26 protein-coding genes are annotated in these 24,416 nt (G+C 71.5%); 17 read left to right on the top strand and 9 right to left on the bottom strand.

Annotation, left to right across the window (positions count from 1 at the left end; translation table 11 throughout):
• The first annotated feature begins 52 nt into the window (after positions 1 to 52).
• Positions 53 to 946, top strand: coding sequence for an ATP-binding cassette domain-containing protein (locus AB0L53_RS33600; protein WP_364002545.1), 894 nt, complete (start codon positions 53 to 55; stop codon positions 944 to 946).
• Positions 946 to 1,725 carry an ABC transporter permease gene (locus AB0L53_RS33605; protein ID WP_364002548.1) on the top strand — a complete coding sequence of 260 codons (780 nt, stop codon included), beginning with the start codon at positions 946 to 948 and terminating at the stop codon, positions 1,723 to 1,725. Before AB0L53_RS33600 ends, AB0L53_RS33605 begins: the two co-directional genes overlap by 1 nt.
• Here AB0L53_RS33605 and AB0L53_RS33610 read toward each other — a convergent pair.
• Both AB0L53_RS33610 and AB0L53_RS33615 read right to left on the bottom strand, forming a co-directional pair.
• A complete protein-coding gene (locus AB0L53_RS33610) occupies positions 1,722 to 2,210 on the bottom strand; it encodes a MarR family transcriptional regulator (RefSeq protein ID WP_357953048.1) in 489 nt (162 codons plus the stop codon). The genes AB0L53_RS33605 and AB0L53_RS33610 overlap by 4 nt on opposite strands.
• A 13-nt stretch (positions 2,211 to 2,223) precedes the next feature.
• Positions 2,224 to 2,574, bottom strand: coding sequence for a DoxX family protein (locus AB0L53_RS33615; protein WP_364002551.1), 351 nt, complete (start codon positions 2,572 to 2,574; stop codon positions 2,224 to 2,226).
• Between the two features lie 153 nt (positions 2,575 to 2,727).
• On the opposite strand from AB0L53_RS33615, the gene thyX reads away from it, so the two are divergent.
• A complete protein-coding gene (thyX, locus tag AB0L53_RS33620; RefSeq protein WP_364002554.1) occupies positions 2,728 to 3,510 on the top strand; it encodes an FAD-dependent thymidylate synthase in 783 nt (260 codons plus the stop codon).
• A gap of 19 nt (positions 3,511 to 3,529) precedes the next feature.
• Here thyX and AB0L53_RS33625 read toward each other — a convergent pair whose 3' ends face one another.
• Positions 3,530 to 3,838, bottom strand: coding sequence for a hypothetical protein (locus tag AB0L53_RS33625; RefSeq protein WP_225292858.1), 309 nt, complete (start codon positions 3,836 to 3,838; stop codon positions 3,530 to 3,532).
• 3 nt (positions 3,839 to 3,841) lie between these two features.
• Positions 3,842 to 4,921, bottom strand: coding sequence for an exo-alpha-sialidase (locus AB0L53_RS33630; protein ID WP_364002557.1), 1,080 nt, complete (start codon positions 4,919 to 4,921; stop codon positions 3,842 to 3,844).
• Between the two features lie 140 nt (positions 4,922 to 5,061).
• On the opposite strand from AB0L53_RS33630, the gene AB0L53_RS33635 reads away from it, so the two are divergent.
• Positions 5,062 to 5,880 carry a helix-turn-helix transcriptional regulator gene (locus AB0L53_RS33635; protein WP_364002560.1) on the top strand — a complete coding sequence of 273 codons (819 nt, stop codon included), beginning with the start codon at positions 5,062 to 5,064 and terminating at the stop codon, positions 5,878 to 5,880.
• A 264-nt stretch (positions 5,881 to 6,144) separates the two neighbouring features.
• Here the strand turns inward: AB0L53_RS33635 and AB0L53_RS33640 are convergent, their stop codons facing one another.
• Together AB0L53_RS33640 and AB0L53_RS33645 are read right to left on the bottom strand one after the other, a co-directional pair.
• Entirely contained in the window at positions 6,145 to 7,263 is a 1,119-nt protein-coding gene (locus AB0L53_RS33640; protein ID WP_364002563.1) for a globin domain-containing protein, read from the bottom strand.
• Positions 7,264 to 7,584: 321 nt separating this feature from the next.
• Positions 7,585 to 8,079, bottom strand: coding sequence for a CAP domain-containing protein (locus tag AB0L53_RS33645; RefSeq protein ID WP_364002566.1), 495 nt, complete (start codon positions 8,077 to 8,079; stop codon positions 7,585 to 7,587).
• 604 nt (positions 8,080 to 8,683) lie between these two features.
• Between AB0L53_RS33645 and AB0L53_RS33650 the strand changes: the two genes are divergently transcribed.
• The 9 genes from AB0L53_RS33650 (at position 8,684) to AB0L53_RS33690 (ending at position 16,524) form a co-directional block, all read left to right on the top strand.
• Positions 8,684 to 10,228 (top strand): ATP-binding protein, encoded by a 1,545-nt coding sequence (locus AB0L53_RS33650; RefSeq protein WP_364002569.1) that lies wholly within the window; start codon positions 8,684 to 8,686, stop codon positions 10,226 to 10,228.
• 31 nt (positions 10,229 to 10,259) lie between these two features.
• Positions 10,260 to 10,658, top strand: coding sequence for a roadblock/LC7 domain-containing protein (locus AB0L53_RS33655; protein WP_358439993.1), 399 nt, complete (start codon positions 10,260 to 10,262; stop codon positions 10,656 to 10,658).
• Positions 10,655 to 11,011 carry a DUF742 domain-containing protein gene (locus AB0L53_RS33660; RefSeq protein ID WP_357953033.1) on the top strand — a complete coding sequence of 119 codons (357 nt, stop codon included), beginning with the start codon at positions 10,655 to 10,657 and terminating at the stop codon, positions 11,009 to 11,011. The genes AB0L53_RS33655 and AB0L53_RS33660 overlap by 4 nt, the downstream gene beginning before the upstream one ends.
• The gene (locus AB0L53_RS33665) at positions 10,989 to 11,585 is read left to right on the top strand and encodes an ATP/GTP-binding protein (RefSeq protein WP_358542997.1); all 597 of its coding nucleotides are present in this window, start codon (positions 10,989 to 10,991) and stop codon (positions 11,583 to 11,585) included. Before AB0L53_RS33660 ends, AB0L53_RS33665 begins: the two co-directional genes overlap by 23 nt.
• Positions 11,582 to 12,778 carry a cytochrome P450 gene (locus AB0L53_RS33670; RefSeq protein ID WP_364002574.1) on the top strand — a complete coding sequence of 399 codons (1,197 nt, stop codon included), beginning with the start codon at positions 11,582 to 11,584 and terminating at the stop codon, positions 12,776 to 12,778. The genes AB0L53_RS33665 and AB0L53_RS33670 overlap by 4 nt, the downstream gene beginning before the upstream one ends.
• Positions 12,775 to 13,998: a cytochrome P450 gene (locus AB0L53_RS33675; RefSeq protein WP_364002577.1), complete on the top strand. Its 1,224-nt coding sequence runs from the start codon at positions 12,775 to 12,777 to the stop codon at positions 13,996 to 13,998. Before AB0L53_RS33670 ends, AB0L53_RS33675 begins: the two co-directional genes overlap by 4 nt.
• A 127-nt stretch (positions 13,999 to 14,125) precedes the next feature.
• A complete protein-coding gene (locus AB0L53_RS33680; RefSeq protein ID WP_364002580.1) occupies positions 14,126 to 14,812 on the top strand; it encodes a gamma-glutamyl-gamma-aminobutyrate hydrolase family protein in 687 nt (228 codons plus the stop codon).
• Positions 14,813 to 14,821: 9 nt separating this feature from the next.
• Positions 14,822 to 15,736 carry an alpha/beta hydrolase gene (locus tag AB0L53_RS33685; protein WP_364002583.1) on the top strand — a complete coding sequence of 305 codons (915 nt, stop codon included), beginning with the start codon at positions 14,822 to 14,824 and terminating at the stop codon, positions 15,734 to 15,736.
• Positions 15,733 to 16,524, top strand: a complete 792-nt coding sequence (locus AB0L53_RS33690) for an enoyl-CoA hydratase/isomerase family protein (RefSeq protein ID WP_364002586.1) — start codon at positions 15,733 to 15,735, stop codon at positions 16,522 to 16,524. The genes AB0L53_RS33685 and AB0L53_RS33690 overlap by 4 nt, the downstream gene beginning before the upstream one ends.
• 208 nt (positions 16,525 to 16,732) lie before the next feature.
• Here AB0L53_RS33690 and AB0L53_RS33695 read toward each other — a convergent pair whose 3' ends face one another.
• Positions 16,733 to 17,914, bottom strand: coding sequence for an acyl-CoA dehydrogenase family protein (locus AB0L53_RS33695; RefSeq protein WP_364002589.1), 1,182 nt, complete (start codon positions 17,912 to 17,914; stop codon positions 16,733 to 16,735).
• 26 nt (positions 17,915 to 17,940) lie between these two features.
• Complete coding sequence (locus tag AB0L53_RS33700; protein WP_364002592.1) at positions 17,941 to 18,531, bottom strand: methyltransferase domain-containing protein; 591 nt, start codon at positions 18,529 to 18,531, stop codon at positions 17,941 to 17,943.
• Between the two features lie 175 nt (positions 18,532 to 18,706).
• On the opposite strand from AB0L53_RS33700, the gene AB0L53_RS33705 reads away from it, so the two are divergent.
• The 4 genes from AB0L53_RS33705 to AB0L53_RS33720 all read left to right on the top strand — a co-directional run bounded on the left by AB0L53_RS33705 (position 18,707) and on the right by AB0L53_RS33720 (position 22,605).
• Positions 18,707 to 20,371 carry a histidine kinase gene (locus AB0L53_RS33705; RefSeq protein WP_364002595.1) on the top strand — a complete coding sequence of 555 codons (1,665 nt, stop codon included), beginning with the start codon at positions 18,707 to 18,709 and terminating at the stop codon, positions 20,369 to 20,371.
• Positions 20,368 to 21,090 (top strand): response regulator transcription factor, encoded by a 723-nt coding sequence (locus AB0L53_RS33710; protein ID WP_364002597.1) that lies wholly within the window; start codon positions 20,368 to 20,370, stop codon positions 21,088 to 21,090. Before AB0L53_RS33705 ends, AB0L53_RS33710 begins: the two co-directional genes overlap by 4 nt.
• A gap of 88 nt (positions 21,091 to 21,178) precedes the next feature.
• Entirely contained in the window at positions 21,179 to 21,766 is a 588-nt protein-coding gene (locus AB0L53_RS33715) for a phosphoribosylanthranilate isomerase (protein ID WP_364002600.1), read from the top strand.
• A 62-nt stretch (positions 21,767 to 21,828) separates the two neighbouring features.
• Positions 21,829 to 22,605: a GNAT family N-acetyltransferase gene (locus tag AB0L53_RS33720; protein ID WP_364002603.1), complete on the top strand. Its 777-nt coding sequence runs from the start codon at positions 21,829 to 21,831 to the stop codon at positions 22,603 to 22,605.
• A 270-nt stretch (positions 22,606 to 22,875) separates the two neighbouring features.
• Here the strand turns inward: AB0L53_RS33720 and AB0L53_RS33725 are convergent, their stop codons facing one another.
• Entirely contained in the window at positions 22,876 to 24,246 is a 1,371-nt protein-coding gene (locus AB0L53_RS33725) for an MFS transporter (protein ID WP_364002606.1), read from the bottom strand.
• Between the last annotated feature and the right edge of the window lie 170 nt (positions 24,247 to 24,416).

The following is a 24,416-nucleotide window of genomic DNA, read 5'->3' on the forward strand; positions in this document are numbered from 1 at the left end:
CTCCTTGGGTAGGAGGTGCCATCAACTCCACATTCGTGATAATTACCCCACGATGAGTGCGATCGAGATTCGAAACCTTTGCAAGGCGTTCGGACCGGTACGCGCGGTCGACGGGGTGTCGTTCACAGTGGAGCCGGGCACCATCACCGGCTACCTTGGCCCGAACGGGGCGGGCAAGACCACCACCCTGCGCAGCCTGCTCGGGCTGTGCACCGCCGATTCCGGCACGGCGCTGGTCAACGGCCAGCGCTACGTCGAGTTACCGCATCCCCTCAGCGAGGTGGGCGCGGTGCTCGAAGCCACCAACTTCCATCCGGGCCGTACGGCCCTCAACCATCTCCGGGTGCTCTGCGCGGCGGCCCGGCTGCCCCGCGAGCGCGCGACGGAGGCGCTGGACCAGGTCGGCCTCGCCGACGTGGCCGGCAAGCGGGTGCAGGTCTTCTCGCTCGGCATGCGGCAGCGGCTGGCGCTGGCCACCGCGCTGATCGGCCATCCCAAGGTGCTCATCCTCGACGAGCCCGCCAACGGGCTCGACCCGGCGGGCATCCAGTGGCTGCGCGGCTTCCTGCGCTACCTGTCCCACGACCAGGGCGCCGCCGTCCTGGTCTCCAGCCATGTGCTGGCCGAGGTCGAGCAGATCGTCGACAACGTGGTGATCATCGCCAAGGGCCGTCTCGTACGCCAGGGCAGCCTGGCCGAGCTGGTCTCCAACGGCGACGCGGCCGTCAGGGTGCGTACCACGGGGACCGCCGAGCTCGTCCCGGCCCTCGAAGGCGCCGGAGCCACGGTCGAACAGCAGGACGGGTTCCTGCGCGTACGGGGCCTCGGCGCCGAGAACATCGGCCGGATCGCGCTCGACGCGAAGGTCGTGCTGAGCGAGGTCACAACCGAACGCTCCGACCTGCAACAGGTCTTCCTGGAGCTGACGGGGGAGGGGCAGGGCTGATGACGCTGATCAGGGCGGAGCTGCTCAAGCTCCGGACCACCAGGCTCTGGTGGGTGATGCTGGGCGTCACGGTCGCCTATGTGCTGCTGCAGCTCGGTCTCACGATCGGGTTCGCCGGCCAGACCGGCCAGAACGGCCAGCAGGTCTTCCCCAGCAGGGGCACCGTGCCCTTCCAGGAGCTCCTGTGGGGGCTCGGCTCGAGCGGCGCGTTGTTCCCGATGATCCTCGGGGTCGTCATGATGACCGCCGAATACCGCTACCAGACCATCACCACCACGTTCCTCGCCACGCCCCGGCGCGAGCGGGTGGTCGTGGCCAAGCTCGGGGCGGGAGTGGTCGTCGGGCTGGCCTTCGGGCTGATCGTGCTGGCGCTGACCGCCATCGCGGTGGTGGTGTCGGTCCTGCTGTCCGGCGGTGATCTGGTCCTGTCGGCGAAGGTCCTGCGCATTGCCACGGGCGTGCTGCTCGTGCTCGTCCTCTACACGCTGTTCGGTGTCGGGCTGGGCGCGCTGATCAAGAACCAGCTCGGCGCGATCATCGTCGCGGTGGTATGGGTGTTCATCGTCGAGGCCCTGGTCAACGCGATCCCGGCGTTGCAGCCCGTCGGCAAGTGGACGCCGGCCGGCGCGGGCGGCGCGGTGACCAACAGCGGCGTCGACCTCGGTCTGGGCACCGACTACCTGCTGCCGGCCTGGGCGGGCGCCCTGGTGCTGCTCGGGTACGCGGTGCTGTTCTCGGCGGTCGCCTCGGCCACGACGATCCGGCAGGACATCACCTAGCCGCACCCGGTGGGGTCGTGGCCTTCTCTCCCGCGGTCGTCCGCCATGCAGGCGCCGAGCTTGGCCCCGACGCTCTGCATGGCGTCGGCCAGCGCGGCGACCTGCTCGGGCGACAGGTGGTCGAACAGCACCTCGCGCAGGGCCCGCGCGTGGTCGGGCGCGATCGCGGTGATGACCGCCCGCCCCTCGGGGGTGATCTCGGCGACGCTGGCCCGGCCGTCGTTCTCGTCGGGCCGCAGTCGTACGTAGCCGCGCTCGACCAGCTTGCTGACCCGGTGGCTCAGGCGGCTGATCGAGACGTTGCCAAGGGTGGCCAGGTCGCTCAGCCGCAGCGGCCCGGCGGTCAGCGTGTTGAGCAGGCCGTATTCGATGTGCACCAGCCCGTACGCGCGGAAGGTGCGCTCCACTTGCGGAATGCCGACGAGCATCACCGCGAGCAGGCCCTGCCACGCTCGCTGCTCGTCATGGCCGAGCCCTTCGACCAACGGACCCCCAGTGTCAGAATCGGCCGATCGCGACGATGACCGTCAGCGCCAGCAGTACCAGGTTAACCGCGAAGCTCTCCTTGCGCCGCCGGTGCACCTGGGCGGCGACGATCATGGTGATGCCGAGGCCGACCGCCGCCAGGGGCGTGAGGATCTGGGCGATGCCGGTGGCCCAGGGCAGCACCAGGCCGAGCGCGCCGAGGACCTCCACCGTGCCGATAGCCCTGACCTGCGCCTGGCTGAAATCGTCCACCCATCCCATGCGCGACTGGAACTTCTCCTTGGGCTGGGTGGCCTTCATGAACCCTCCCAAGAGGAAGGCGGCGGCGAGCAGGATCTGGAGGACCCAGAGGACGACGTTCATAAGTTGTCCCTTCAAGTATCGAGGGTGCTGACTGTAGGGCGAAAAACTTGAAGGGACAAGTGTTCAGCCCCGCCCCGCGCCGAGTCGCGCGCGGGTCCGCGACCTGGTTTGCTGGGGGCCATCACATCGCCTAACCCGAGCGGGGGCTCGCCCATGCGCACCGTCGAACCCGAGGTCTTCCTCGTCGCCCGTCCAGACCTCGACTACGACGAGCTCGCCCGCTACCTCGGCGAGGTCGGCGGCGAGAGCTGGCTGGAGCGGCTCGACCGTGGCGACCTCGACGCACAGAACCTGGCCGAGTTCGCCGGGCGCCTGTGCTACCGCTCCTTCGAGCCCGGCCTCAACCCCAACGTCGTGCGCATCCGCGAGGACCAGGGCGACTACCTGCGCAACATCCTGGCCAGCGCCCACGGCTCGGTGCTCGAGCACCTCAACTTCAGCTTCGTGCTGCACAACGTCAGCCGCGTGCTCACCCACGAGCTCGTCAGGCACCGCCCCGGGGTGGCCATCTCGCAGGAGTCGCTGCGCTTCGTCCGCCTCGACGAGCTGCCGTTCTGGTTCCCCGAGTGGGCCCAGTCCGACCCCGAGCTGATGAAGCGGGCCACGGCCCTGCTGGAGCAGATGGAGCAGTTCCAGGTCTGGATGGCCGGCCACTTCGGGCTCGACGAGGAGGGCGTGCCGTTCTCGGAGAAGAAGCACCGCACCTCGTTCATGCGCCGCTTCGCCCCGGAGGGGCTGGCCACCGGCCTGGTCTGGACGGCCAACGTGCGCACGCTGCGGCACACGATCGAGGCGCGCACGGCGGTGGGGGCCGAAGAGGAGATCCGGCTGCTGTTCCAGCACATCGGCGCGCTCATGGTCAAGGAGGCGCCCGCCCTCTTCGGTGACTACGTCATCGAGGACGGGGCCTGGGTCCCGGGCTGGCGCAAGGTGTGAACTGAATCAGTGCGGGTGATCAGGCCAGGGCCGGCATGACGTAGACCTCGGCGCCCGGCGGCAGCGCGCAGTCGAGGCTGCCGAGGCCGCGGGCGTTCTCGCCGCACACGATCATGTTGATGTGCCGGCGGATGCGCCCGTAGTCGTCGCGCAGCCGCTCCTCCAGCAGCGGATGCGTACGCCGCAGCATGTCCAGCGCGGAGCCCAGCGTCGGCGGGGTGTGCTGGTCGGCGGCGACGGCGAAGACCTTCACCTCGCTGTCGCCGCTCACCCAGCGGCGCAGCGAGTTGGGCAGGACGAAGACCACCATCATCACGTTCTTGGCCATGGGCTACAGCACCGCCGCACGCACGCTGAGCACGTCAGGCAGGTGCCGGACGACCGTCGACCAGGTGCCGCCGTCGTCCCGCGAGCAGTAGACCTCGCCGTCGCGGGTGCCGAAGAACACCCCCGCCTCGGAGGCGGCCATCGCGTCACGCAGCACGCTCGCGTGCACCGGCCCCTCGGGAAGCCCGGCCTCCAGAGGCTGCCAGGTGCCGCCCGCGTCCTGGCTGCGGAAGACCCGGTAGCGGTGATCGACCGGGGTGCGGTCGATGTCGGCGGTCAGCGGCAGCACGTAGACCGTGTCGGGCCGGGTGGGATGCACCACGATCGGGAAACCGAAGTCGGACGGCAACGACGAGCCGATGTCGTGCCAGGAGCCGCCGAAGTCGTCGCTGCGGTAGACGCCGAAGTGGTGCTGCAGGAAGAGGCGCTCGGGCCGGGACGGGTGGATGCTCACCTTGTGCACGCACTGCCCGTATTCGGGATATTGCTGCCCCTCTGGCATGAACGGCGCGCGGATGCCCTGGTTGGCGGCCTCCCACGACAGGCCGCCGTCGGCGGTGCGATAGAAGCCGCCCGTCGACACCGCGACGCCCATGACCTGCGGGTCGGTGGGATGGCTGACGACCGTGTGCAGGCACAGCCCGCCGCCGCCCGGCTGCCAGTGCCGGCGGTGCGGGTGCTCCCACAGTCCTTCGGCCAACTCGTAGGTGACGCCGCGATCCTCCGAGCGGAACAGCGCGCCCGGCTCCACCCCGGCCCAGACCACCTGGGGCTCGGCCGGAGACGGCATCAGCTGCCACACCCTGGTCAGGGTCGCGCCCGTCTTCTCGGGGAAGGCGATGGGGGGACGCTCGGCCTCCTGCCAGGTCTCGCCGAGGTCGTCGGAGTACATCACCGAGGGGCCGAAGTGGCCGTACTCGATGCCCGCCAGGATCCGCGGCGTGGCGGCGCGCGTGTCGATCGCCACCGAGGTCACGCCGACCGTGGAGAACTGGATCGGCGCCACCTCGAACGGGCCGCCGTCCGTCGAGCGGGCGAGGAACAGGCCCTTGCGGGTGCCGATCGCGAGCACTGCGTCGCTCATAACAAGCTCCCATCGCTCCCGTGTTCGCTTCCCGGCCATCGTGCCACGCCGTGACCAGGAGCGCCGAGGACTGGGCGATTTGCTGCGCGATTACGCACGAGGTAATCGCGGCGCTTCCCTCCTGTCGGTAGCGTTGCCGTATGGGGTCGGTCAATGGCGCGTACGCGGTGGGGGATGAGTCGTTCGGGGAGCTGCTGCGGTCCTGGCGGCAGCGGCGGCGGGTGAGCCAGCTCGACCTGGCGATCGAGGCCGAGGTGTCGGCTCGCCACGTCAGCTTCCTGGAGACCGGGCGCGCCCGGCCCAGCCGGGAGATGGTGATGAAGCTGTCGGAGGAGCTGGAGGTGCCGCTGCGCCACCGCAACAGGCTGCTGGTCGCGGCCGGTTTCGCGCCGGTCTTCCCCGAACGTGAGGTACGCGCCCCGGAGATGCAGGCCGTCCGGCAGGCGCTCGACAAGATCCTCGCCGGGCACGAGCCCTACCCCGCGCTGGTCGTGGACGCCGCCTGGAACCTGGTGGCGGCCAACTCGGCGACCGCCCTGTTCATGGACGGAGTGCCCGCTGAGCTGCTCAAGGAGCCGGTCAACGTGATGCGGCTGTCGCTGCACCCCGAGGCGATGGGCGGCCGGTTGGTCAACCTGGCGGAGGTACGCGCCCACCTGCTGCACCAGCTGCGCAGGCAGGCGGAGGCGTCGGGCTCGGGGCAGCTGGCCGAGCTGCATGATGAGCTGGCCGCCTACACCTACCCCGGCGTGGATCTGAACGTGGCGCACGTGCCGGGTCCGGGCGACCTCCTGGTGCCGCTGCGGATCAGGCACGGCACGCGGATCCTGTCGATGTTCACCACGATCGCCACGTTCGGCACGCCTCTGGATGTGACGGTCGCCGAGCTCGCCATCGAGACGTTCTGGCCCAACGACGACGAGACCGCCGCGGCGTTCCAGCGGCCCGCCGCCTCGTAGCGCGCCGCCGGGTCTGGTGCGGTTACCAGGCTCGTCACGCGACCGTCTCATTCGCCTGCTGGTCCGTTGTGGCTGGTGTCCTTGGGGAGGGATACCCCCTTCGGGGGAGCGGAAGGAGACGGCCCGTAGGGGCAGGGGCCCCATAGGCGGATACCCCTCCGGGGAGAGGAAGAAGGCGGTCCGTTGTGGCAGAGGTCCCCATGGGGGCGTCTCCTTCGGAGAGAGAGCGGCACGGAGACTCGGTGAACGGTCGTGGGCACCGCGTTAGCGCTCTCCCTGCACGATGTCGCGGTGGATGCGGGACAGTGGCACGCCGTCGATCCGCAGGCGCCGGACCGTCTCGCTGACCATGCCGGACGGTCCGCACACGTACACCTCATGCTCGGCCCACGAGTGGAAGCGTTGCGTGACCTCCGGTAGCCGGCCGCGCATCCCCTCATAGCCGGCCTGGCCGGACACCACCGGCAGCACCCGCAACCAGGGGAACGTCGACTCCATCCGGATGAGGTCGGGCAGGTCGTACAGCTCCGCCGCCGTCCGTGCCCCGAACAGCAGGTGGATGTTGGGGCGGCGGCCCGAGGCGATGATGTGCTCGATGATCGCCTTGATCGGTGCCAGCCCGGTGCCGCCCGCCACGCACAGCACGTCGCGCGAGCTGCGGTCGCACAGCGTCATCGTGCCCATCGGTGGCCCCAGCATGATCGTGTCGCCGATGCGGGTGTCCCGGGCCAGCGTGGTGGACACCCAGCCGCAGGGGACCGAGCGCACGTGCAGCGTGATCGTGTTGTCCGGGCGCGGTGCGTTGGCGATGGAGAACGTGCGCCAGACGCGCGGCCACCGCGAGACCTGCACGTTGACGTACTGGCCCGCCGTGTACGGCAGGCGCTGCGTCGGCCGCAGCGTCAGGACGGCGATGTCGGGGGCGCGGAGCTCGTGGTCGATGACCTCGGCCAGCCACCACGCGGGCGAGACCCCGGAGTCGGACTCGGCCGACTCGATCATGAGGTTGGCGGCGGCGGTGTAGGCGGCCGCCCAGGCGGCCTCGATCTCCTCGTTCCAGATGTCGGCGGCGAACCGCTTGATGGTCGCGAGCAGGGCGTTGCCGACCGCGGTGTAGTGTTCCGCGATCACGCCGTACTTGCGGTGGTCCCGCCCGAGCTGGCCGAGGAAGGACGCCAGGCTGGCCGGGCTGTCCAGGCTCCACACGATGCGGGTCAGAGCGCCGAAGAGCCGGTCGCGCTGCAGGTCCATTGCCGGGGGGAACATGCCCCGCAGCTGCGGACTCTCGGCGAACAACCGGCCGTAGAAGTAGGCGGCGGCCTTGTCGGCCACCGGCTCCACGACGGAGAAACTCTCCTTTACCAGGCGCGGATTCAACGACATGAAATTAACCCCACCCTTTGACCGGAATATTCTTCCGGTCGTGTCGTTAACACCTCCCTGACGGCTCCGGGTAATGAGCGTGCGGCGGGCCCCGGCACGACTGCTCGCTCGAATTCGAGTCTTACACCACCTCCTGAGCGTCACAACCGTTTCGCCCCGATACAGTGCGGAGAAAAACTGTCCGTGACGATAACGTGATTTTCCGCGTTCGAGGTGGGGGAGATTTCTGTCATCAAAGTGAAAGTGTGTTTTATTCGCATATGTGACTGAGGTGATCGGGGTGAGGGGGAGCCGTCGGCGGCACGGCTCCCGGGCCGGAAGTCAGGCGGGACGTACGTTCTCCGCGAAGTGGCCGGGCTTATTGCCGGGCGCCTCGAAAACGAAGACGATGTAGGTCTCGAAGAAATCCGGGCCCCGTCCGGCCACACGTCCGGCGCCCATCCGCCGGCTCTCCCTCCATACCAGTTGGGTGAAGTGTCCGCAGTCGGCGACGTTTTCCGGGTCGGTGAAGTCGTAGCCTTTGTTTTCCTCGTACCATTCGGCAACCGCTTTCCCCGCGTCGAGCGGCCGTTGTTTCGAGCCGGCGCCCCAGAAAAGGTTCTCCCCGGTGCCTTCCCGTAACCCGTTGTGCCCGGCCTCGGTGTCCGGGTATTCCGATCGCGACGCGGCGCGGGATCTGGCGTACTCGACCAGCTCCTGGTCCAGGACCAGCGGCGGGGCGTGGTGCTCGGCGCGGAGGGCATTGGCCTCGGCCAGCGCCTCGGCGAGGAAGGCGGCGCTCGTGGCGTCCGGCAGGGGGGCGCGGTAGCGGGCCACGCTCAGCACCTCGTTTGCGAGGGGCCGTAGGCGAATACGTCATTGTTCGCACGCACGATGAGTTTCCTTCCTGTGGTCCGGCGGTGTCCTTTGGATTGTGGGCGACGGGTTTTACCCGGACAAGGGCCATAGGGGACTCATATCTTATGACGATGACATTTCGGGTGGACCTTATCGGGCTATTCTTGGCCGGATATGAAGACGCGATTCATTGACAGGAGCGGCCGCGAATTGTCAGACGCGCCGCCGCCCTCAAGCCGGACATATCATGACAAAGTGGGATAAAATGCATCTTTGGTATATATCTGACAGGCGGCGGGGAATGGATTGACTCATTCAGTAGAGTCGGAATAATCGGATCTTGGCGGACGCGTCGCCACTGGGAGTGACGCAGAGGCAACGGACTGGAAGGGGAGATGCCGCTTGCTTCGGCAGAGGGGGTCTCCGTAGCCGCCTCCCGCTTGAGACCAGCGCATACTCCAGCCCGTTCGCGAAGGTGACCATGGCTCGTTCCCAACCCCCACCGCCCCAAGCTCCGGCCCGCCGGACGCCGTCACCTCAGCGGCCCGCTCCTCAGCCGCCGGCGCCGGCCACTCAGACGCCGGTGACCCCGTCACCTCAGGCGCAGTGGCTCTGGCCGGCGGCGCTGGCCCTGCCGGTGGTCGCCGCGTGCTGCGCCTTCACCGCCCTGCTCCTCGACAGCCGCACCGGCGTCGTCTGGGCGTGCGTCGGCGCCGCCGCGCTCTCGCTCCTCGCCCTGGCCGCCGTGGCGGCCCTGCGCCAGGGGCACCAGGAGGCCCTGCGGACGATGAGCCGCCGCGAGAGCGCCATGCACCAGCGCGAGGCCGAGTTCCAGCACCACCTCCAGCAGCGCAACACCCAGTGGAGCAAGCACGTCGCGGCCCGCTCCAAGGCCCTGCAGGAGGCGGTCAGGCACCTGGTGCACAAGCGGATCCCGGCCGTGATCGCCCAGGGCGAGGTGCCCCCGCCGTACCAGAGCCAGGGGCTCGATGAGGACGCGGCCGAACTGCTGGAAGAGGTGCTCGACGTGGTCGGCGAGGCCGCCGAGCAGGACCGCGAGCGGCAGGAGTCGCTGCGGCTGGCCCTGCTGGCGCTGGCCCGGCGCGTACAGACCTCCGCCCACCGCATCCAGGAGAACGTCTCGGTGATGGCCGAGCGCCACCCCCACAACCCGGACGTGCTCGAGACCAGCATGCAGGTCGACCACGCCGCCGCCCAGCAGGGCCGCCACGCGCAGAGCCTCGCCGTGCTGTGCGGCGAATGGCCGGGACAGCAGTGGCCCAATCCGCTCGCGCTGGTCGACGTGGTGCGGGCCGCCTCCTCCAGGATCGTCGCCTACAAGCGGGTGGAGGTGTCGGGCGACCCGGACACCGCCGTCGCGGCCCACGTGGTCGAGCCGCTCATCCACCTGGTGGCCGAGCTGCTCGCCAACGCCACTCAGTCCTCGCCGCCGGCGACCACGGTGCTCGTGGCGGTGCGCAACGTGCAGCGCGGCGCCGTCATCGAGATCGACGACGGCGGCGTCGGCATGGACGACCACCAGTTGGAGCAGGCGCGCGAGATCGTCTCCGGGCGCCGCTCCGTCGACGTGGGCGAGGTGGGGGAGATCCCGCAGACCGGGCTCGCGGTCATCGGGCACTACGTACGCCGCCACGGGTTCCTGGCCGACCTGCTGCCCTCACCGTACGGAGGGGTGCGCGCGGTCGTCCTGGTGCCCGGCCCGATCGTGGAGACGCTGGAGCCGGCCGAGGCGCCGCCCCGAGCCCGGCCCGCGCGCCACGAGGTCCGGCCGATCGACCCGGCCCAGGACCACCTTACCCAGGACCACCTCACCCAGGACCACCTCACCCAGGACCACCCCACGCTGGACGAGCCCGTGCCGAACGAGCCGGTGCTGGACGCGCCCGCCCCCTTGAGCGAGCACATCGAGGGGGCGGGGGAGGACACGGGCGGCGGCGGCGCGCTGCCGCGCAGGCGCTCACGCCGTGGCGAGGCGGGCTCCGACGCCGAGCGGCTCGCCGCGGCGGGACCGGCCGCCGAGCCGGCCGCCACCCCGGAACAGGCGGGCGAGTGGATGGCCGCCTTCTTTGACCACGACCCCGAAGCAGGGGAACACCACGGCGGATGACGGACAACGAACGATGACGAACGGGGTACCGATGCACCAAGATCAGGACTGGATGATCGCCGAGGTCGTCTGGGTCCCCGGGGTGCGCCACGTGGTCGTGCTCAGTTCCGACGGCCTGCTGAAGGCCCGCTCGGCCGGTACGGACAGGGACGTCGCCGACCGCCTGTCGGCCGCCTGCTCCGGACTGCAGTCGCTGGCCCAGAGCGTGGGGCGCGAGTTCGGCGGTGGCAATCGGGCCGTCAGGGAGCTGATGGTGGGCTTCGAGGGCGGCTTCCTGTTCGCCCGCGCCGCCGGATCCGGCTCCCATCTGGTGGTCATCACCGATCCGGTGGTCGACCCGAGGCTCATCGCGCAGCAGATGCAGGCCCAGGTCATCAAGATCGGCGAGAGGAACTTCAGTACCCCCGCACGCCGGGCCGCGCGGAAATGAGCGGCGAGTACCACGACAGCGCGGTACGGCCCTACGTCCTGACCCAGGGCCGGGCCCGCCCCACCCGCAACACCATCGGCCTCGACACACTCCTCGTCGTGGCCGACGCCGGCAAGCCCCTGCCGCCCTCGGCCACTCGCCAGGCGCGCGACCTGCTGCGCATGTGCGGGCGGCTCCTGTCGCTGGCGGAGGCGGCGGCGCACCTCAAGCTGCCGCTGAGCGTGGCCGGGATCTTAGCCTCCGACCTGGTCGACTCCGGCCACCTGATAGCCCGCTCCCGCATCCCGGAGGCCGGGCGTCCCGACCTGACGACCCTCCAGGAGGTGCTCAATGGGCTCCGCCGGCTCAGCTGACCGCTACCTGCCCGACACCGTGCAGCAGGCGGTCAAGATCCTCGTGGTCGGCGACTTCGGTGTCGGCAAGACCACGATGATCGGCGCGGTCAGCGAGATCGAGCCGTTACGCACCGAGGAGACCATGACGCAGGCCAGCGTCGGCGTGGACGACCTGGCCGGGCTGGGGAGCAAGACCACGACCACCGTGGCGATGGACTTCGGCCGCATCACGCTCAGCCCGTACACCGCGCTCTACCTGTTCGGCACGCCCGGCCAGCGGCGCTTCTGGGACCTGTGGGCCGGCCTCGGCGAGGGCGCCGTGGGCGCGCTCGTCCTGGTCGACACGCGCCGCATCGAGGGCAGCTTCGAGGTGATCGACCAGCTCGAACTCCGCGGCGACCTGCCCTTCGCCGTCGCCGTCAACCACTTCCCCGACTCCGCCGACCACAGCGCGCAGGCGCTGCGGGAGGCCCTGGACCTGGAGCCCGGCACGCCCATCGTGAACTGCGACGCCAGGAGCCGCTCCTCCTCGGTGGACGCGCTGATCACTCTCGTCGAGCACGCGCTCGCCCTGCAGAAGGGCCCCTCATGATCCCCCTGTCCGCCACCACGACCTGCCCCGACCCGCGCGGCGTCTTCCGCAGGCTGCGCCGCGAATGGGGCGACGTCGCCTGGGTGGAGCTGGAGCCGGGCGTCGGCGCCTGGCTGGTCATGGGCTACCACGAGCTGCTGACCATCACCCGGCAGGAGAAGCTGTACTCGCGCGACGCCCGCAACTGGCGGCTGTTCCAGGAAGGCGTCGTGCCGCCCGACTCGGGGCTGGGGCCGATGATGTTCTGGCGGCCCAACGTGATCGGCGCCGACGGGGCCGAGCACCGCCGCCTGCGCCGCCCGATCGACGACGGGGTCGCCGCGATCGATCAGCGCCGCATGCGCCGCTCCGTCGAGTCGATGTGCCGCGAGCTCATCGAGGGCTTCGCCGACCGCGGCGGTGCCGACCTGGTGGGCGACTACGCGGCCATCGTCCCGATGCTGGCCATCGCCGGGCTGTTCGGCCTCGACACCGGCCAGGGCCACGAGCTGCTGGCGGCGTTGCGCGCCCTGTTCGGCAGCGCCGAGGACTCCCAGGCGGGTAACAAGAAGTTCGAGGAGATACTCGGCGGCCTCCTGCGGGCCAGGAAGGAGACCCCGTCCGACGACCTGACCAGCCACTTCCTGGCCCACGCCGACCTGCGCGACGAGGCCGAGGTGCTGCAGTCGATGGTGGTGATGATCTCCGCCGGGCAGGAGACGACGACCACGTGGATCGCGCAGACCTTCCGGCTCATGCTGACCGACCCGCGCTTCGCCGGCCGGGTGCGCGGCGGGCGCATGGGCGTCGACGACGCGCTGGACGAGGTGCTCTGGCGCGACCCGCCCATGACGAACATGCCCGCCCGGTACGCCCTGCGCGACACCGAGCTGGGCGGCCGGCGCATCGCCCGCGGTGACGCGCTCGTCCTGGGCCTGGGGGCGGCCAACGACGACCCGCGCGTCCACGGCGGCGCGACGGAGATCGAGCTGGGCAACCGCGCCCACCTGGCCTGGAGCGCCGGTCCGCACGTCTGCCCGGCGCCCGTCCCCGCCCGCCTCATCACCCGCACCGCGGTGGAGACGGCCCTGCACCTGCTGCCCGACGTGCGCCTGTCCGTGGATGCCGCGGAGCTGACCCCGCACCCGTCACCGTGGACCCGCTGCCCCGCCTCGCTGCCCGTCCACTTCCGCGCGCTTGGAGACCGTTCATGATCCCTGTAGTCACCCTCGACCCCGCCGGGACCGACCACCATGGCGAGGCCGCCCGGCTGCGGGAGCTGGGCCCCGTCGTCCGCGTCGTCCTGCCGGGCGGTGTGGAGGCGTGGTCGGTCACCCATCACGCGCTGCTGGCCGACCTGCTGACCGACCGCAGGGTCAGCAAGGACTGGCACAACTGGACGGCCGTCCGTGACGGCCGCATCACCGACGACTGGCCGCTCATCGGCATGGTCAAGGTCACCAACATGGTCACCGCCGACGGGCGGGAGCACCACCGGCTGCGTAAGTTCGTCACCCAGACGCTCACGCCGCGCCGCGTCCAGAGCATGCGGCCGCGCATCGCCGGGATCGTCGGCGGGCTGCTGGATGACCTGCCCTCGCACGCGGCCGCCGACGGGACCGTCGACCTGCGCAAGCACTTCGCCTACCCGGTGCCGATGCAGGTGATCTGCGAGCTCGTCGGGGTGCCGGAGGAGGAGCGCCCGGAGCTGCGGGAGCTGGTGGACAGCATCTTCCGCTCCACCACCGCCCCGGAAGAGGTGCTCAAGACCCAGCGCGACATCTACCTGCTGCTCGACCGGCTCGTCGCCGCGCGGCACGCCGAGCCCGGCGACGACCTGATCAGCGACCTGATCGCCGCCCAGCGCGACGACCCGGAGCGGCTCACCGACGAGGAACTGGTCGGCACGATGTGGCTGATGCTCGCCGCCGGGCACGAGACCACGCTCAGCCTGATCGTCAACGGCGCCCGCGCCCTGCTCACCCACCCGGACCAGCGCGGGCTGGCGGTGGCCGGCGGCGAGGAGACCTGGTCGGCCGTGGTGGAGGAGACGCTGCGCTGGGACGCGCCCATCGGCAACTTCATGGCCCGTTACCCGCTGGAGGACATCGAGATCGCCGGCGTCACCATCCCCGCCGGAGAGGCCATCCTGGCTCCGTACAGCGCGGCGGGACGCGACGAGGCGCACCACGGCCAGGACGCCGCGCGGTTCGACATCACCCGCGAGCAGCGCAGGCACCTGGCCTTCGGCGGCGGTCCCCACCTGTGCCTGGGCGCCCCGCTGGCCCGCCTGGAGGCCACCGAGGCGCTGCCCGCCCTCTTCCGCCGCTATCCGGGCCTGTCGCTGGCCGTCCCGCCCGCGGCGCTCGTCCCCGTACCGTCCCTGTTCTCCAACTCCGCGGCGGAGCTGCCGGTCCTTCTCACGGTGCCGTGAATACCCCTTATGCAGCAGGGATCTTCAGGAGAGGTGACATAACCGAAATGGTGTACGCCATGATGGGCGTGCGGCCGTCGTTACCACCGGCGGCGGCACGTACTCCACCAGGCACCCTGGAGATCGCATGTCCCGACCGCTGATCGGCATCACCGCCTACTTCGAAGCCGCCCGCTGGGGCGATTGGGTGCGGGAGGCGGTGCTGTCGCCCCCGTCCTACGCCAAGGCCGTCGAGCGCGCCGGGGGCGCCCCCGTGGTGCTGCCGCCGCTGAACCTGCACGCGATCGACGACTACGTACGAGGGCTGCGGGGCTTGGTGCTGGCCGGCGGGGTCGAGGTGGGCGGCGGCGCCTACGGCGAGGAGCAGGACGAGCGGGTACCCGAGGCACAGGGGCACCGCGACAGGTTCGAGCTGGCCCTGGCCCGCGCCGCCGTACAGGCCGATGTGCCGATCCTGGCCATCGACCGCGGCATGCACGTGCTGAACGTCGCCCAGGGCGGCACGCTGATCCCCTGGCTGCCCGAGGTGCTCGACAACGAGCGGCACGCCGAGCCGGGCACGCCGCACGTCATCCAGGTGAGTGTGTCGAGCAAGCTCGGCAAGGCGGTGGGCGACAAGGTCGAGGTGGTCGCGCCGCACACCCAGTCGGTACGCCGGCTCGGCAACGGGCTGCTGGCCGTGGCCTGGGCCGAGGACCAGATCGTCGAGGGCATCGAGCTGCAGGGCCACCGGTTCGGGGTCGGCGTGCAGTGGCACCCGGAGCGGGCCGAGGACGGACGGCTCTTCGATGCGCTCGTGGAGGCGGCCCGCTAGGCTTCGATCATGCCACTGCACCCCCAGGCGCAGGAGTTCGTCGAGCGCTACATGTCCGATCCCGGCCCCGGCCCGGCCGGGATGGACCTGGCCGGGATCCAGGAGGCCCGGGCCCGGGACGACCTCGCGCCCCAGCGCGGGCCGCTCACCCACCTGCCCTTCGTCCGCGACGAGAGCGCCGAGGACGTGCCCATCCGCGTCTACCGCGCCGACCGGGGCGACGGCGCGCTGCCCGTGGTGGTCTTCTTCCATGGCGGCGGCTGGGTGAGCGGCGGCATCAAGCGCAGCGACGCGCTCGGCCGCGACCTGGCCATCCGCACCGGCGCGGTGGTCGTCTCCGTCGACTACCGGCTGGCCCCCGAGCACCCGTTCCCGGCCGCGGCCGACGACGCCTGGACCGTGGTGCGCGACATCTTCGCCCGCCCCGCCTTTTACCAGTGCGACGGCGGCGTCGCGGTGATGGGCGAGAGCTCCGGCGGCAACCTCGCCGCCGTGGCCGCCTGGCAGGCCCGCGACGCCGGGCTGCGCCTGGCCCACCAGGTGCTCATCTACCCGGCGCTCGACGCGGCCATGGATTCCCCCAGCCACACCGAGTTCGCCACGGGCTTCGGCCTCGACGGCGAGGAATTCGCGTGGTTCCTGGGCACCTACGCCGGCCAGGCCGACCCGGCGGATCCGCGGCTGTCCCCGCTGCGGCTGCCGTCCGTCGCGGGGCTGGCGCCCGCGACCGTGGTGACCGCCGAATACGACGTGCTCCGCGACGACGGCGAGCGCTACGGCGCGCGGCTGGCCGAGGCCGGGGTGCCCGTCGAGACGCGCAGGTTCGACGGGGCGGTCCACGGCTTCTTCGGCCTGCCCGGCCTGTTCGACCAGGCCGTGGAGGCCCGCGACTACGTCGCTGACCGGCTGCGGGAGGCTCTGTGACGTACGGGAGCGCGTACGAGAAGCTGAAGATCGACACGCCCGCCGACGGCGTGCTGCGGATCACGATCAGCGAGCCGCGCAGGCGCAACGCCGTCGACATGACCGGCCACCGCGAGCTGGCCGAGATCTGGCGCGACATCGACCGCGACGACTCCGTCCGGGCGGTGGTCATCAGGGGAGAGGGCGAGGCGTTCTCCGCGGGCGGCGACCTGTCGATGATCGAGGAGATGACCCGCGACCACGCCACCCGGCTGCGCGTGTTCGCCGAGGCCCGCGACATCGTCTACAACGTGCTCAACTGCGCCAAACCGATCGTCTCGGCCGTCCAGGGGCCCGCGGTGGGCGCCGGGCTGGCCGTCGCCCTGCTGGCCGACATCTCCGTCGCCGGGCGCACCGCCCGCATCATCGACGGCCACACCAGGCTCGGCGTCGCGGCGGGCGACCACGCCGCGATCATCTGGCCGCTGCTGTGCGGGCTGGCCAAGGCCAAATACCATCTGCTGCTGTGCGAGCCCGTCACCGGCGCGGAGGCCGAGCGGATGGGCCTGGTGAGCCTGTGCGTCGACGACGACCAGGTGCACGACAAGGCGATGGAGATCGCCATGCGGCTCGCGGCCGGCTCCCAGGAGGCCATCCGCCTCACCAAATACTCCCTGAACAACTGGCTGCGCATGGCCGGGCCCACCTTCGACGCCTCGCTGGCCATGGAGTTCCTCGGCTTCAGCGGCCCCGACGTGGTGGAGGGTGTGCGGGCGGTGCGCGAGAAACGGTCACCGGAGTTCGGCTGACCTGCGGTTTCACCCGCGTGCCCAGGGTAGGCGTGACCCTTGGACGGTGTGGAAGGGCTGCTGCCGCACCAGTGCCGGATCGGGCTTGTCCGCCGAGGCCGAGAACGCCGCCCCGGGAGACGAAGCCGCGGCCCGCGCCGGTCGCTGGTGCGCGTGGCAGATCGGCCACACCGTCGGCCACACCACGTCGGTCAGTGCCGTCGATCGGTCAGAAGCTGCGTGGCAGCCCGAGCACCTGGGTCGCGAGGTAGTTGAGCAGCAGCTCCTCCGTCACGGGCGCCACCTTCCCGATGCGGGCGTCCGTGAGCAGCCTGGCCACCGGATACTCCAGCGAGTACGCCATCCCGCCGTGCGTCTGGAACGCGGCGTCGGCCGCCTCCCACGCCGCCTGTGAGGCGGTGAGCTTGGCGATGTTGGCCTCGGTGCCGCACGGCAGGTGCCGGTCGAACGACCACGCCGCCTTGTAGATCATCAGGCGGGCCAGCTCGATCTTGGCCTTGACCTGGGCAAGCGGGAACGCGATCGCCTGGTTGGCGCCGATCGGCCGGCCGAACACCTCGCGCTCCTTGGCGTACCGCACCGCCACCCGCAACGCGACCTCGGCCCCGCCGAGCGCGGAGGCCGCGAGCAGGACCCGCTCGGGATTGAGGATGTCCCACAGCACCGCGGCGCCCTGGTCGATCTGCCCCACCACGCTGGAGGCGGGCACCCGGAGGTCGTCGATGAACACCATGTTCGACGGCGTCGTGTTGGCGCCGAGCTTCGGGATCGGCTGGTAGGACAGCCGCCCGGCCGCCACCGCCTCCGGCACGTTCACCAGGAAGACCGTCAGCCCGTGCGTACGCGGCCTGGCCTCGGCCGCCGGGACGGTCCTGGTGACCAGCAGCATCCAGGTGGCCCGCTGCACGCCGGTGATCCAGATCTTCTGACCCTTGATCACGTAGTCGTCGCCGTCACGCCTGGCCGCCGTCGTGATCGCCAGCGAGTTGGAGCCCGCGTCCGGCTCCGTCAGCGCGAAACACGTCTCCACCTCACCCGTGGCCAGCCGGGGCAGCAGCTCCGCCCGCTGCTCGGCAGCGCCGTGCCTGGCCAGGGTGAGCGCGCCGAACCCGGGCGTCAGCACGTACGTGAACGCCGAGCCGCCGGCCGCCCCCGAGGCGGCCAGCGTCTCCGTCGCCACCGCCAGCTCCAGCAGCCCCTGGCCGCCCCCGCCGAACTCCTCGGGCACGGCCAGACCCAGCCACCCGCCCTTGGCCAGCTCCGCCCAGACCTCCTCTGGCCAGCGCTTGTCCGCCTCGCACCGCTGCCAGTAGTCAAGGTCATAGCGTGAACAGATGTCGCCGATGCCGCGCTGGACGGCCAGGGCGCTCTCAGGAAGCGTGAAATCCATCACACCATCGTAGAAGTAAGTTCTGTTCAGGGTCGAGGCCGGCGGGCGTGGAACACGAACGCCGGAGGCGCGTTGCGCCACACCGTACGGCCCCGCACGACCTCCTCGAACCGCTCGGCAAGCAGCGCCCGGAAGCGGCGCGCCGAGTTCAGCGGGACGGCGTGGATGTAGGAGAAGGTGGTGAACGCCCCCGCCGGGCTCAGCGTCGCGGCCACCGCGCCGAGCAGCCCGCGCTGCAGGTCATCGGGGAAGGCCGCCCAGGGCAGCCCGCTGACCACCACGTCCGCCTGCCGCAGGCCGCGCTCGCTGAGCAGGCGGCGCAGGTCGGTCGCGTCGTCGTTCGCGACGTCCACGGTGGGGAACCGCTCGGCCAGCAACGCCGCCAGCGACTGGTTGACCTCCACGGCCAAGTGGTGGCCGCGCCCGTCCAGCCGGCGCTGGATCTCGGCGGTGAAGGGCCCCGTACCAGGGCCGAGTTCGACCACGGTCGGCTCGCCGCGTTCCGGCACCGGCGCGCAGACCGCCGCCGCGAGCCACCGTGAGCTGGGCGCGAGCGCCCCGATGGTGGCCGGAGCGCGCAGGAACTGGCCGAGGAACATTGCGGTGTCATTGGGCATACCACAAACGTAAGGGAGTTCTCGCCCCGATTTCGTCCCCCCAAGGGACGAAGCTGCGGCCACTTGGAGGAGACCGCCTCCTCCGGCGGGAGGAGCGGCGGGCTTCGGCGAGAGCAGCGGCGGGAGGTCCGGCTGTAGGTCCGGCGGGTGCGCGGCACCCGGATAACGTGGGCGCATGCGATGGCGTGGAGTGCCGCTCGACCTTGTGCTCGCGGCCGCGGGGACCGCTCTCGACGTGTTGCTGTCGGCCAAGGGCGGCGGCTCCGCGCTGCTGCCGGGCAACGAGGTGATCCCGATGGCCGTGGGCGTGGGCGCGCCCATGGGCCTGGTCAGGCGGGCGCCGCTGGCGGTGAGCCTCTACCTGGCCGCCTTCCTCGTCTTCACCGACCAGGTGGGGTCGTTCACCTCCAACACCGCCCAGATGCTGCTCTGCGTCTCCGTCGGCCTGGTCGCCTACCGCTCGGGCTGGCGGCCGACCTGCTTGGGGCTGGGCTCGGCCATCGTCGCGACCGCGGTCAACCTGGCCGACCCGGGCATCGCGTTCACCACGAACGCGTGGATGTACTCGGTACTCGTCCCCGCCCTGCCCGTCCTCATCGGCGCCTACCTGCGCGGCCCCGCCGGGCGGCTGAAGGACGCCGACCTCACCCCGGACGTGCTGCTGGCCGGCGGCGGGGTGGCCTTCACGGTGCTGAGCACCTGGACCGACTGGCACAACGGCACCCAGCCGGTCTGGGTCGTGGGACTGCTCGCGGTGCTGGGCGGGCTCTCCCTCGGCGTCGCGCGGCGCTTTCCCGGACTGGTGTTCATGTTCCAGAGCGTGCTGCTGATCGCCGCCGACCAGTATCTCAACGACACGGTCACCACCTGCCTGATCCTGACGCTGATCGCGCTCTGCGTGTTCGCGATGCGGATCGCCTCCTGGGCCTGGATCACGGTCACCTACGTGACCTGCACCATGCTCGCCTCGATCGCGATCGTCCAGGACTCGACCGAGGTCACCGCGTTCCGCGTCGCCGTCCTGATGGCCTTGGTGACCACACCCGTCGCGATCGGCCGTTACCTGGGCCTACGGCAGGCGGCCGCCGAGGCCGAGGGGCTGCGGCTGCGCGAGTCGGCGCGGCTGGCGGTCGCCCAGGTACGCGCCGACCAGCTCCTCGAGCGCGAGAACATCGCCCGCGAGGTACACGACATCGTGGCTCACCACGTGGGCGCGATGGTCCTGCGCGCCAGTGCCGCCCGCTACGCCGCCCCCGAGGGGCCGGTCGCCGACGCGCTGGCCGACATCCGCGAGACCGGCCACCAGGCGCTGGAGGATCTGCGCGGGCTGCTCGACGTGCTGCGCGACCCCGGCCGCCGCCCCGACATGGCCGCCGACCCCGCGGCGCTCATACGCGAGTCCGCCGAGCGGATGACCGCCGCCGGCCTCCAGGTCGAGCTGGAGCTCGACCCCGCCACCGCGCACGCTCCCCTCGTGGCCCGCGCCTCCGCGGCCCGCATCGTCCAGGAAGGTCTCACGAACGTGCTCAAGCACGCCGGCCCCGGCACTCAGGTGAGTGTCGCCGTCACCTCCGCCGGCCAAGGGCTGACCGTACACATACGCAACGGCTCCCCGCCCACCACCATCGAACGCCTGCCCTCGTCCGGCCGCGGCCTGGCCGGCATGCGCGAGCGCGTCCGCGCGCTCGGCGGCACGCTGACCGCGGGCCTCGACCAGGACGGCGGCTGGCTGCTCACCGCGACCATGCCCACCGCCCCGCACGCCACCGAGCCCGTGGCCGGACGCGTGGGGTGCGTCACCGACCGCTTTGCCGGGGGCCTCACGGGAGGTGGCGCGTGATCCGCGTGCTGGTCGCCGACGACCAGGCGCTGGTACGCGCGGGCGTGCGCATGCTCCTGCAGGTCACGGGCGACATGGAGGTCGTGGCCGAGGCCGTGGACGGCGCCGAGGCCGTACGCCTGGCCGACCTCCACCTGCCCGACGTGATCCTGATGGACCTGCGCATGCCCAGGGTCGACGGGCTGGAGGCGAGCAGGCGGATCCTGGTGGCGCGGCCGGCGGCCAGGATCGTCGTGCTCACCACGTTCGCCGAGGACTCCAACGTCTACGCCGCTCTGCGCGCGGGCGCCGTCGGCTTCCTGGTCAAGGACGACGAGCCCGAACGCATGGTCGACGCCGTACGCAGGGCCGCGACCGGTGAGCAGCTCCTGGCCCCCTCCGTGCTGCGCCGGGTGGTCGCCCGCTTCCTGGCCGCCGAGGAGGCGGCGAGCGTACCGGTCCCCGCCGGGCTCACCGACCGCGAGCTGGAGGTGCTGGCGCTGGTCGGCACCGGCCTGTCCAACGCGGAGATCGCCGAGGAGCTGCGTGTCGGCGTGACCACGGTCAAGTCCCACGTCGCCGCCGCCATGGACAAGCTGGGGCTGCGCAACCGGATCCAGGCCGCCGTCGTCGCCTACCGCACCGGCCTGGTGGACGCGGCGTTCCGCCCGGTACACCACCCCTTGCGCCAGCCCCTCCGCCACTCCCGCGGCGGCCCTCCGGGTGATCCCCCGAGCTGACCCGCACGCTGGTCGAGGCCCCTGACCCGCGCGCTGTTCGGAGTTGCCGGGGTCCTGGTCGCGGCCGTTCGCCGTTAGGGTCGACGGTGTGTACGTGAAGATCTGCGGGTTGAGCGAGCCCGAGCACGTGGCGGCCGCCGTCGAGGCGGGCGCCGACGCCATCGGGTTCGTGCTGACCCGAAGCCCTCGTCAGGTGACCCCCGAGCGGGCCGCCGAGCTGGCCGCGGCGGTCCCCGCCCACGTCCTCACGGTCGGCGTGTTCCGCGGCGAGACCCCTGAGGCCGTCCGCGCCGCCACGCTCGCCTCCGGGGTGCGCGGCGTCCAGCTGCACGGCCGGCATCCGCACGGCGATTTCACCGCGCTGAAGGATCTCGGCCACACCCTGGTCAGGGCCGTCGACGCCGAAGCCGACCTGCGCTGCGGCGCCTACGACGAGGACCTGCTCATCGTCGACGCGCCCCGCCCCGGCTCCGGCGAGCCCTGGGACTGGGCGGCGGTACGCGGCCGCCCCTCGGGGCGCTGGCTGCTCGCGGGCGGCCTCGACCCGTCCAACGTCGCCCAGGCGGTCGCCGCCGCGGCACCGTGGGGCGTGGACGTGTCCAGCGGGGTCGAGGTGGCGCCCGGGGTGAAAGACTCCGACCTCATCAAACGCTTCATCACGGCGGCCCGCCCATGACCGGCGGTTTCGGCGGTGTGGATGCCAGGTCTCAGGATGACCTCGCCCATAGCGACGCGTTAATGCCCGACTCCGCGCGTAGTGCCGCCTTCGCGCACGACTTCGCCCGTAGTGTCGCCTTCACGCACGACTTCACCCGGCGGAAGGCGGGGCGGATCGTCGAGGTGCCCGGCGGATTCGCCGTCCTCAACGACCGTTACCCCGGCTCGTACGACGACAACAAGCTCGTCATCTGGTCCGGCGACGATCCCGGCGCGGCGCTGAAGGCGGCCGACCAGGTGCTCGCCGGGCACGCCCACCGGCTGGTCAACGTCGACGACGACCGCCTGGGCCGGGCGTACGCGCCCGCCTTCGAGGCCGCGGGCTACACGCACGAGACGAACCTGGTCATGGTCTTCCGCGGCGAGTTCCCGCACGACGCGGCACCCGTGGAGCACCTCGACCTGCCCGCGCTGCTGCCCACGCTCCGGGCCGGCTGGCGCGAGACCCTGCCCGAGGCCACCACCGACGTGATCGACCAACTCGCCAGGCGTGTGGAGGAGCGGCTACGCGGCGCCGACACGGTGGGCTTCCGCGGCGTACGGACCGAGGACGGCGAACTCGCCGCCCGAGCCGACATCTACCGGAACGGCGCCGTCACACAGATCGAGGACCTCTACACGGGGGATCGCCACCGGGGCCGGGGGCACGCCCGCACGTTGATGAGGGCGCTGCTCGCCGAGGCGGCCGGCAGCGAGCTGGTGTTCCTGCTGGCCGACGCCGCCGACTGGCCCAAGGACTTCTACGAACGGCTCGGCTTCGAGCCGGTAGGCCACACCCACAGCTTCCTCCGCACCTGACCCGCCCGCCCTGACCGCCCGCCTCCGGCCAACCGTCCCGCAGGCCGACTGACCCCGCCCACCGATCACCTCCGTCGGCCTCAGCGATCGGGGCCCGATCCCCGGTGGCGGAGGCTCCCGATGGCGGTGGCGGATCTCGGGTGGCGCGGTCCGGCCCAGGGCGGTCCGGCCCAGGGCGGTCCGGCCCAGGGCGGCTCGGGGCGGGGCGGCTTGGCGTCGGTCGTCGGACGCGGGTCTTGGGGCGGGCGGTCAGATGCGGGCCTGGAGTTGTCAGGTGCGGGTCTGGGAGCGTTCAGACGATGGGGTTGTGGGGTGGCCGGTGGTGAGGCCGAGGGCCAGGGTCAGGGCCGTCACGCCGAGGTAGGCCACTCCCGCCACCACCGCCGCCCCATGCAGCCCGCCGATGAAGCGGGGCCCGCCGGGAGCGCCCGCCATCGCGCCGAAGACCGCGACGCCTATCGCGCCGCCCGCCTGCCGGGCGGTGTTGTTGATCGCGCTCACCAGCCCCTCCCTGCCGGGCGGTGGGTCGCTCATGGCCAGGGCGACCACGCTCGGTGTCAGCAGCGCCGCGCCGAGTCCGATGACGGCCAGCGCCGGGAGCAGCACCAGGTACGACGTGGCCGGCCGTACCAGGAGCAGCAGCCCCATGCCCACCGCCAGGACCAGCAGCCCGGCGACCATGACGGGACGCGGCCCGTACCGGCCGGCCAGGCGCCCGAACGGGGCGGCCAGCAGCGCCAGCGGCGCGAACAGCGGCAGCAGCGCCGCGCCCGCCGTCATCGGGGACAGCCGCAGCACGCCCTGGAGGTACAGGGTGATCAGCAGCATCATGCCGTTGATCCCGAAGTTCATGGTCGCCGAGCCGATCGTGCCGACCGCGATCGAGGGGCGCCGCAGCAGCCCCAGCGGCAGCATCGGCTCCTCCCGACGGCTCTCGATCACCACGAACGCGGCCGGCAGCGCAGCGGCGACCGCGAACAGCCGCCAGTCGGGCCCGTCACGCCCCGCCTGGATCACCGCGTACGTCAGGACCAGCAGCGTCCCCGCGCCCGTCACGGTGCCCGGCAGGTCGATCGGCCGGCGCTCGGGCTCGTCGGCCGGAGCGACCCGGAGTACCGCCACGAAGATGATCAGGATGATCGGCACGTTGATGGCGAAGATCGACGGCCAGCCGAACACCTGGATCAGTACCCCGCCGAGCAGCGGCCCGGCGGGCAGGGCCGCGCTGCCCACCGCGGCCCAGACCCCGATGGCTCTGGCCCGTTCCCGGTCGCCGGGGAAGGTACGGGTGATGACCGCCAGCGTGCCCGGCAGGAGCAGCGCGGCGCCCACGCCCTGCACCGCCCGCGCCGCCACCAGGGCCCCGACGCCAGGCGCGAGCGCGCAGCCCGCCGACGCCACGCCGAACAGGGCGAACCCCGCCAGCACCACCCGCCGGTGTCCGAAGCGGTCGCCCAGCGTGCCACCCGTCAGCAGCAGCCCGGCCAGCGCGATCTGGTAGCCGTCGACCACCCACTGCAGGTCGGCGAGCCCGGCGTGCCGGCCGGCCGCGATGGACGGCAGCGCCACGTTCACGATGGTCACGTCCAGCAGGACGACGAACAGACCCGCGCACATCACGATCAGGATGTTCCGCTTCATCCGCTACACCTGCGCAGTGAGGGCCGACGCTAACCTCTCGCGACGCGCCGATCCGCGTGGCGTCGCCCAGAGAGCTGCGGGGGAGCAGCCGAGAGAGCCGCGGGGAGTGCCGGCGGGAAAGTTGCCGGGAAGGTCGTCGGGAGTGCCGCCAGGTCGTCGGGAGTGCCGCC

This window comes from Nonomuraea sp. NPDC052129 (assembly GCF_040680095.1).
Classification (GTDB): domain Bacteria; phylum Actinomycetota; class Actinomycetes; order Streptosporangiales; family Streptosporangiaceae; genus Nonomuraea.

Bases quoted from the DNA above. Each gene is read 5' to 3' on its own strand.
- AB0L53_RS33605 (WP_364002548.1), top strand. From the start codon at position 946: ATGACGCTGATCAGGGCGGAGCTGCTCAAGCTCCGGACCACCAGGCTC.
- AB0L53_RS33675 (WP_364002577.1), top strand. From the start codon at position 12,775: ATGATCCCTGTAGTCACCCTCGACCCCGCCGGGACCGACCACCATGGC.
- AB0L53_RS33635 (WP_364002560.1), top strand. From the start codon at position 5,062: ATGGGGTCGGTCAATGGCGCGTACGCGGTGGGGGATGAGTCGTTCGGG.
- AB0L53_RS33660 (WP_357953033.1), top strand. From the start codon at position 10,655: ATGAGCGGCGAGTACCACGACAGCGCGGTACGGCCCTACGTCCTGACC.
- AB0L53_RS33680 (WP_364002580.1), top strand. From the start codon at position 14,126: ATGTCCCGACCGCTGATCGGCATCACCGCCTACTTCGAAGCCGCCCGC.
- AB0L53_RS33695 (WP_364002589.1), bottom strand. From the start codon at position 17,914: ATGGATTTCACGCTTCCTGAGAGCGCCCTGGCCGTCCAGCGCGGCATC.
- AB0L53_RS33670 (WP_364002574.1), top strand. From the start codon at position 11,582: ATGATCCCCCTGTCCGCCACCACGACCTGCCCCGACCCGCGCGGCGTC.
- AB0L53_RS33665 (WP_358542997.1), top strand. From the start codon at position 10,989: ATGGGCTCCGCCGGCTCAGCTGACCGCTACCTGCCCGACACCGTGCAG.
- AB0L53_RS33685 (WP_364002583.1), top strand. From the start codon at position 14,822: ATGCCACTGCACCCCCAGGCGCAGGAGTTCGTCGAGCGCTACATGTCC.
- AB0L53_RS33705 (WP_364002595.1), top strand. From the start codon at position 18,707: ATGCGATGGCGTGGAGTGCCGCTCGACCTTGTGCTCGCGGCCGCGGGG.
- AB0L53_RS33655 (WP_358439993.1), top strand. From the start codon at position 10,260: ATGCACCAAGATCAGGACTGGATGATCGCCGAGGTCGTCTGGGTCCCC.
- AB0L53_RS33700 (WP_364002592.1), bottom strand. From the start codon at position 18,531: ATGCCCAATGACACCGCAATGTTCCTCGGCCAGTTCCTGCGCGCTCCG.
- AB0L53_RS33640 (WP_364002563.1), bottom strand. From the start codon at position 7,263: ATGTCGTTGAATCCGCGCCTGGTAAAGGAGAGTTTCTCCGTCGTGGAG.
- AB0L53_RS33600 (WP_364002545.1), top strand. From the start codon at position 53: ATGAGTGCGATCGAGATTCGAAACCTTTGCAAGGCGTTCGGACCGGTA.
- AB0L53_RS33615 (WP_364002551.1), bottom strand. From the start codon at position 2,574: ATGAACGTCGTCCTCTGGGTCCTCCAGATCCTGCTCGCCGCCGCCTTC.
- thyX (WP_364002554.1), top strand. From the start codon at position 2,728: ATGCGCACCGTCGAACCCGAGGTCTTCCTCGTCGCCCGTCCAGACCTC.
- AB0L53_RS33720 (WP_364002603.1), top strand. From the start codon at position 21,829: ATGCCCGACTCCGCGCGTAGTGCCGCCTTCGCGCACGACTTCGCCCGT.
- AB0L53_RS33630 (WP_364002557.1), bottom strand. From the start codon at position 4,921: ATGAGCGACGCAGTGCTCGCGATCGGCACCCGCAAGGGCCTGTTCCTC.
- AB0L53_RS33725 (WP_364002606.1), bottom strand. From the start codon at position 24,246: ATGAAGCGGAACATCCTGATCGTGATGTGCGCGGGTCTGTTCGTCGTC.
- AB0L53_RS33625 (WP_225292858.1), bottom strand. From the start codon at position 3,838: ATGGCCAAGAACGTGATGATGGTGGTCTTCGTCCTGCCCAACTCGCTG.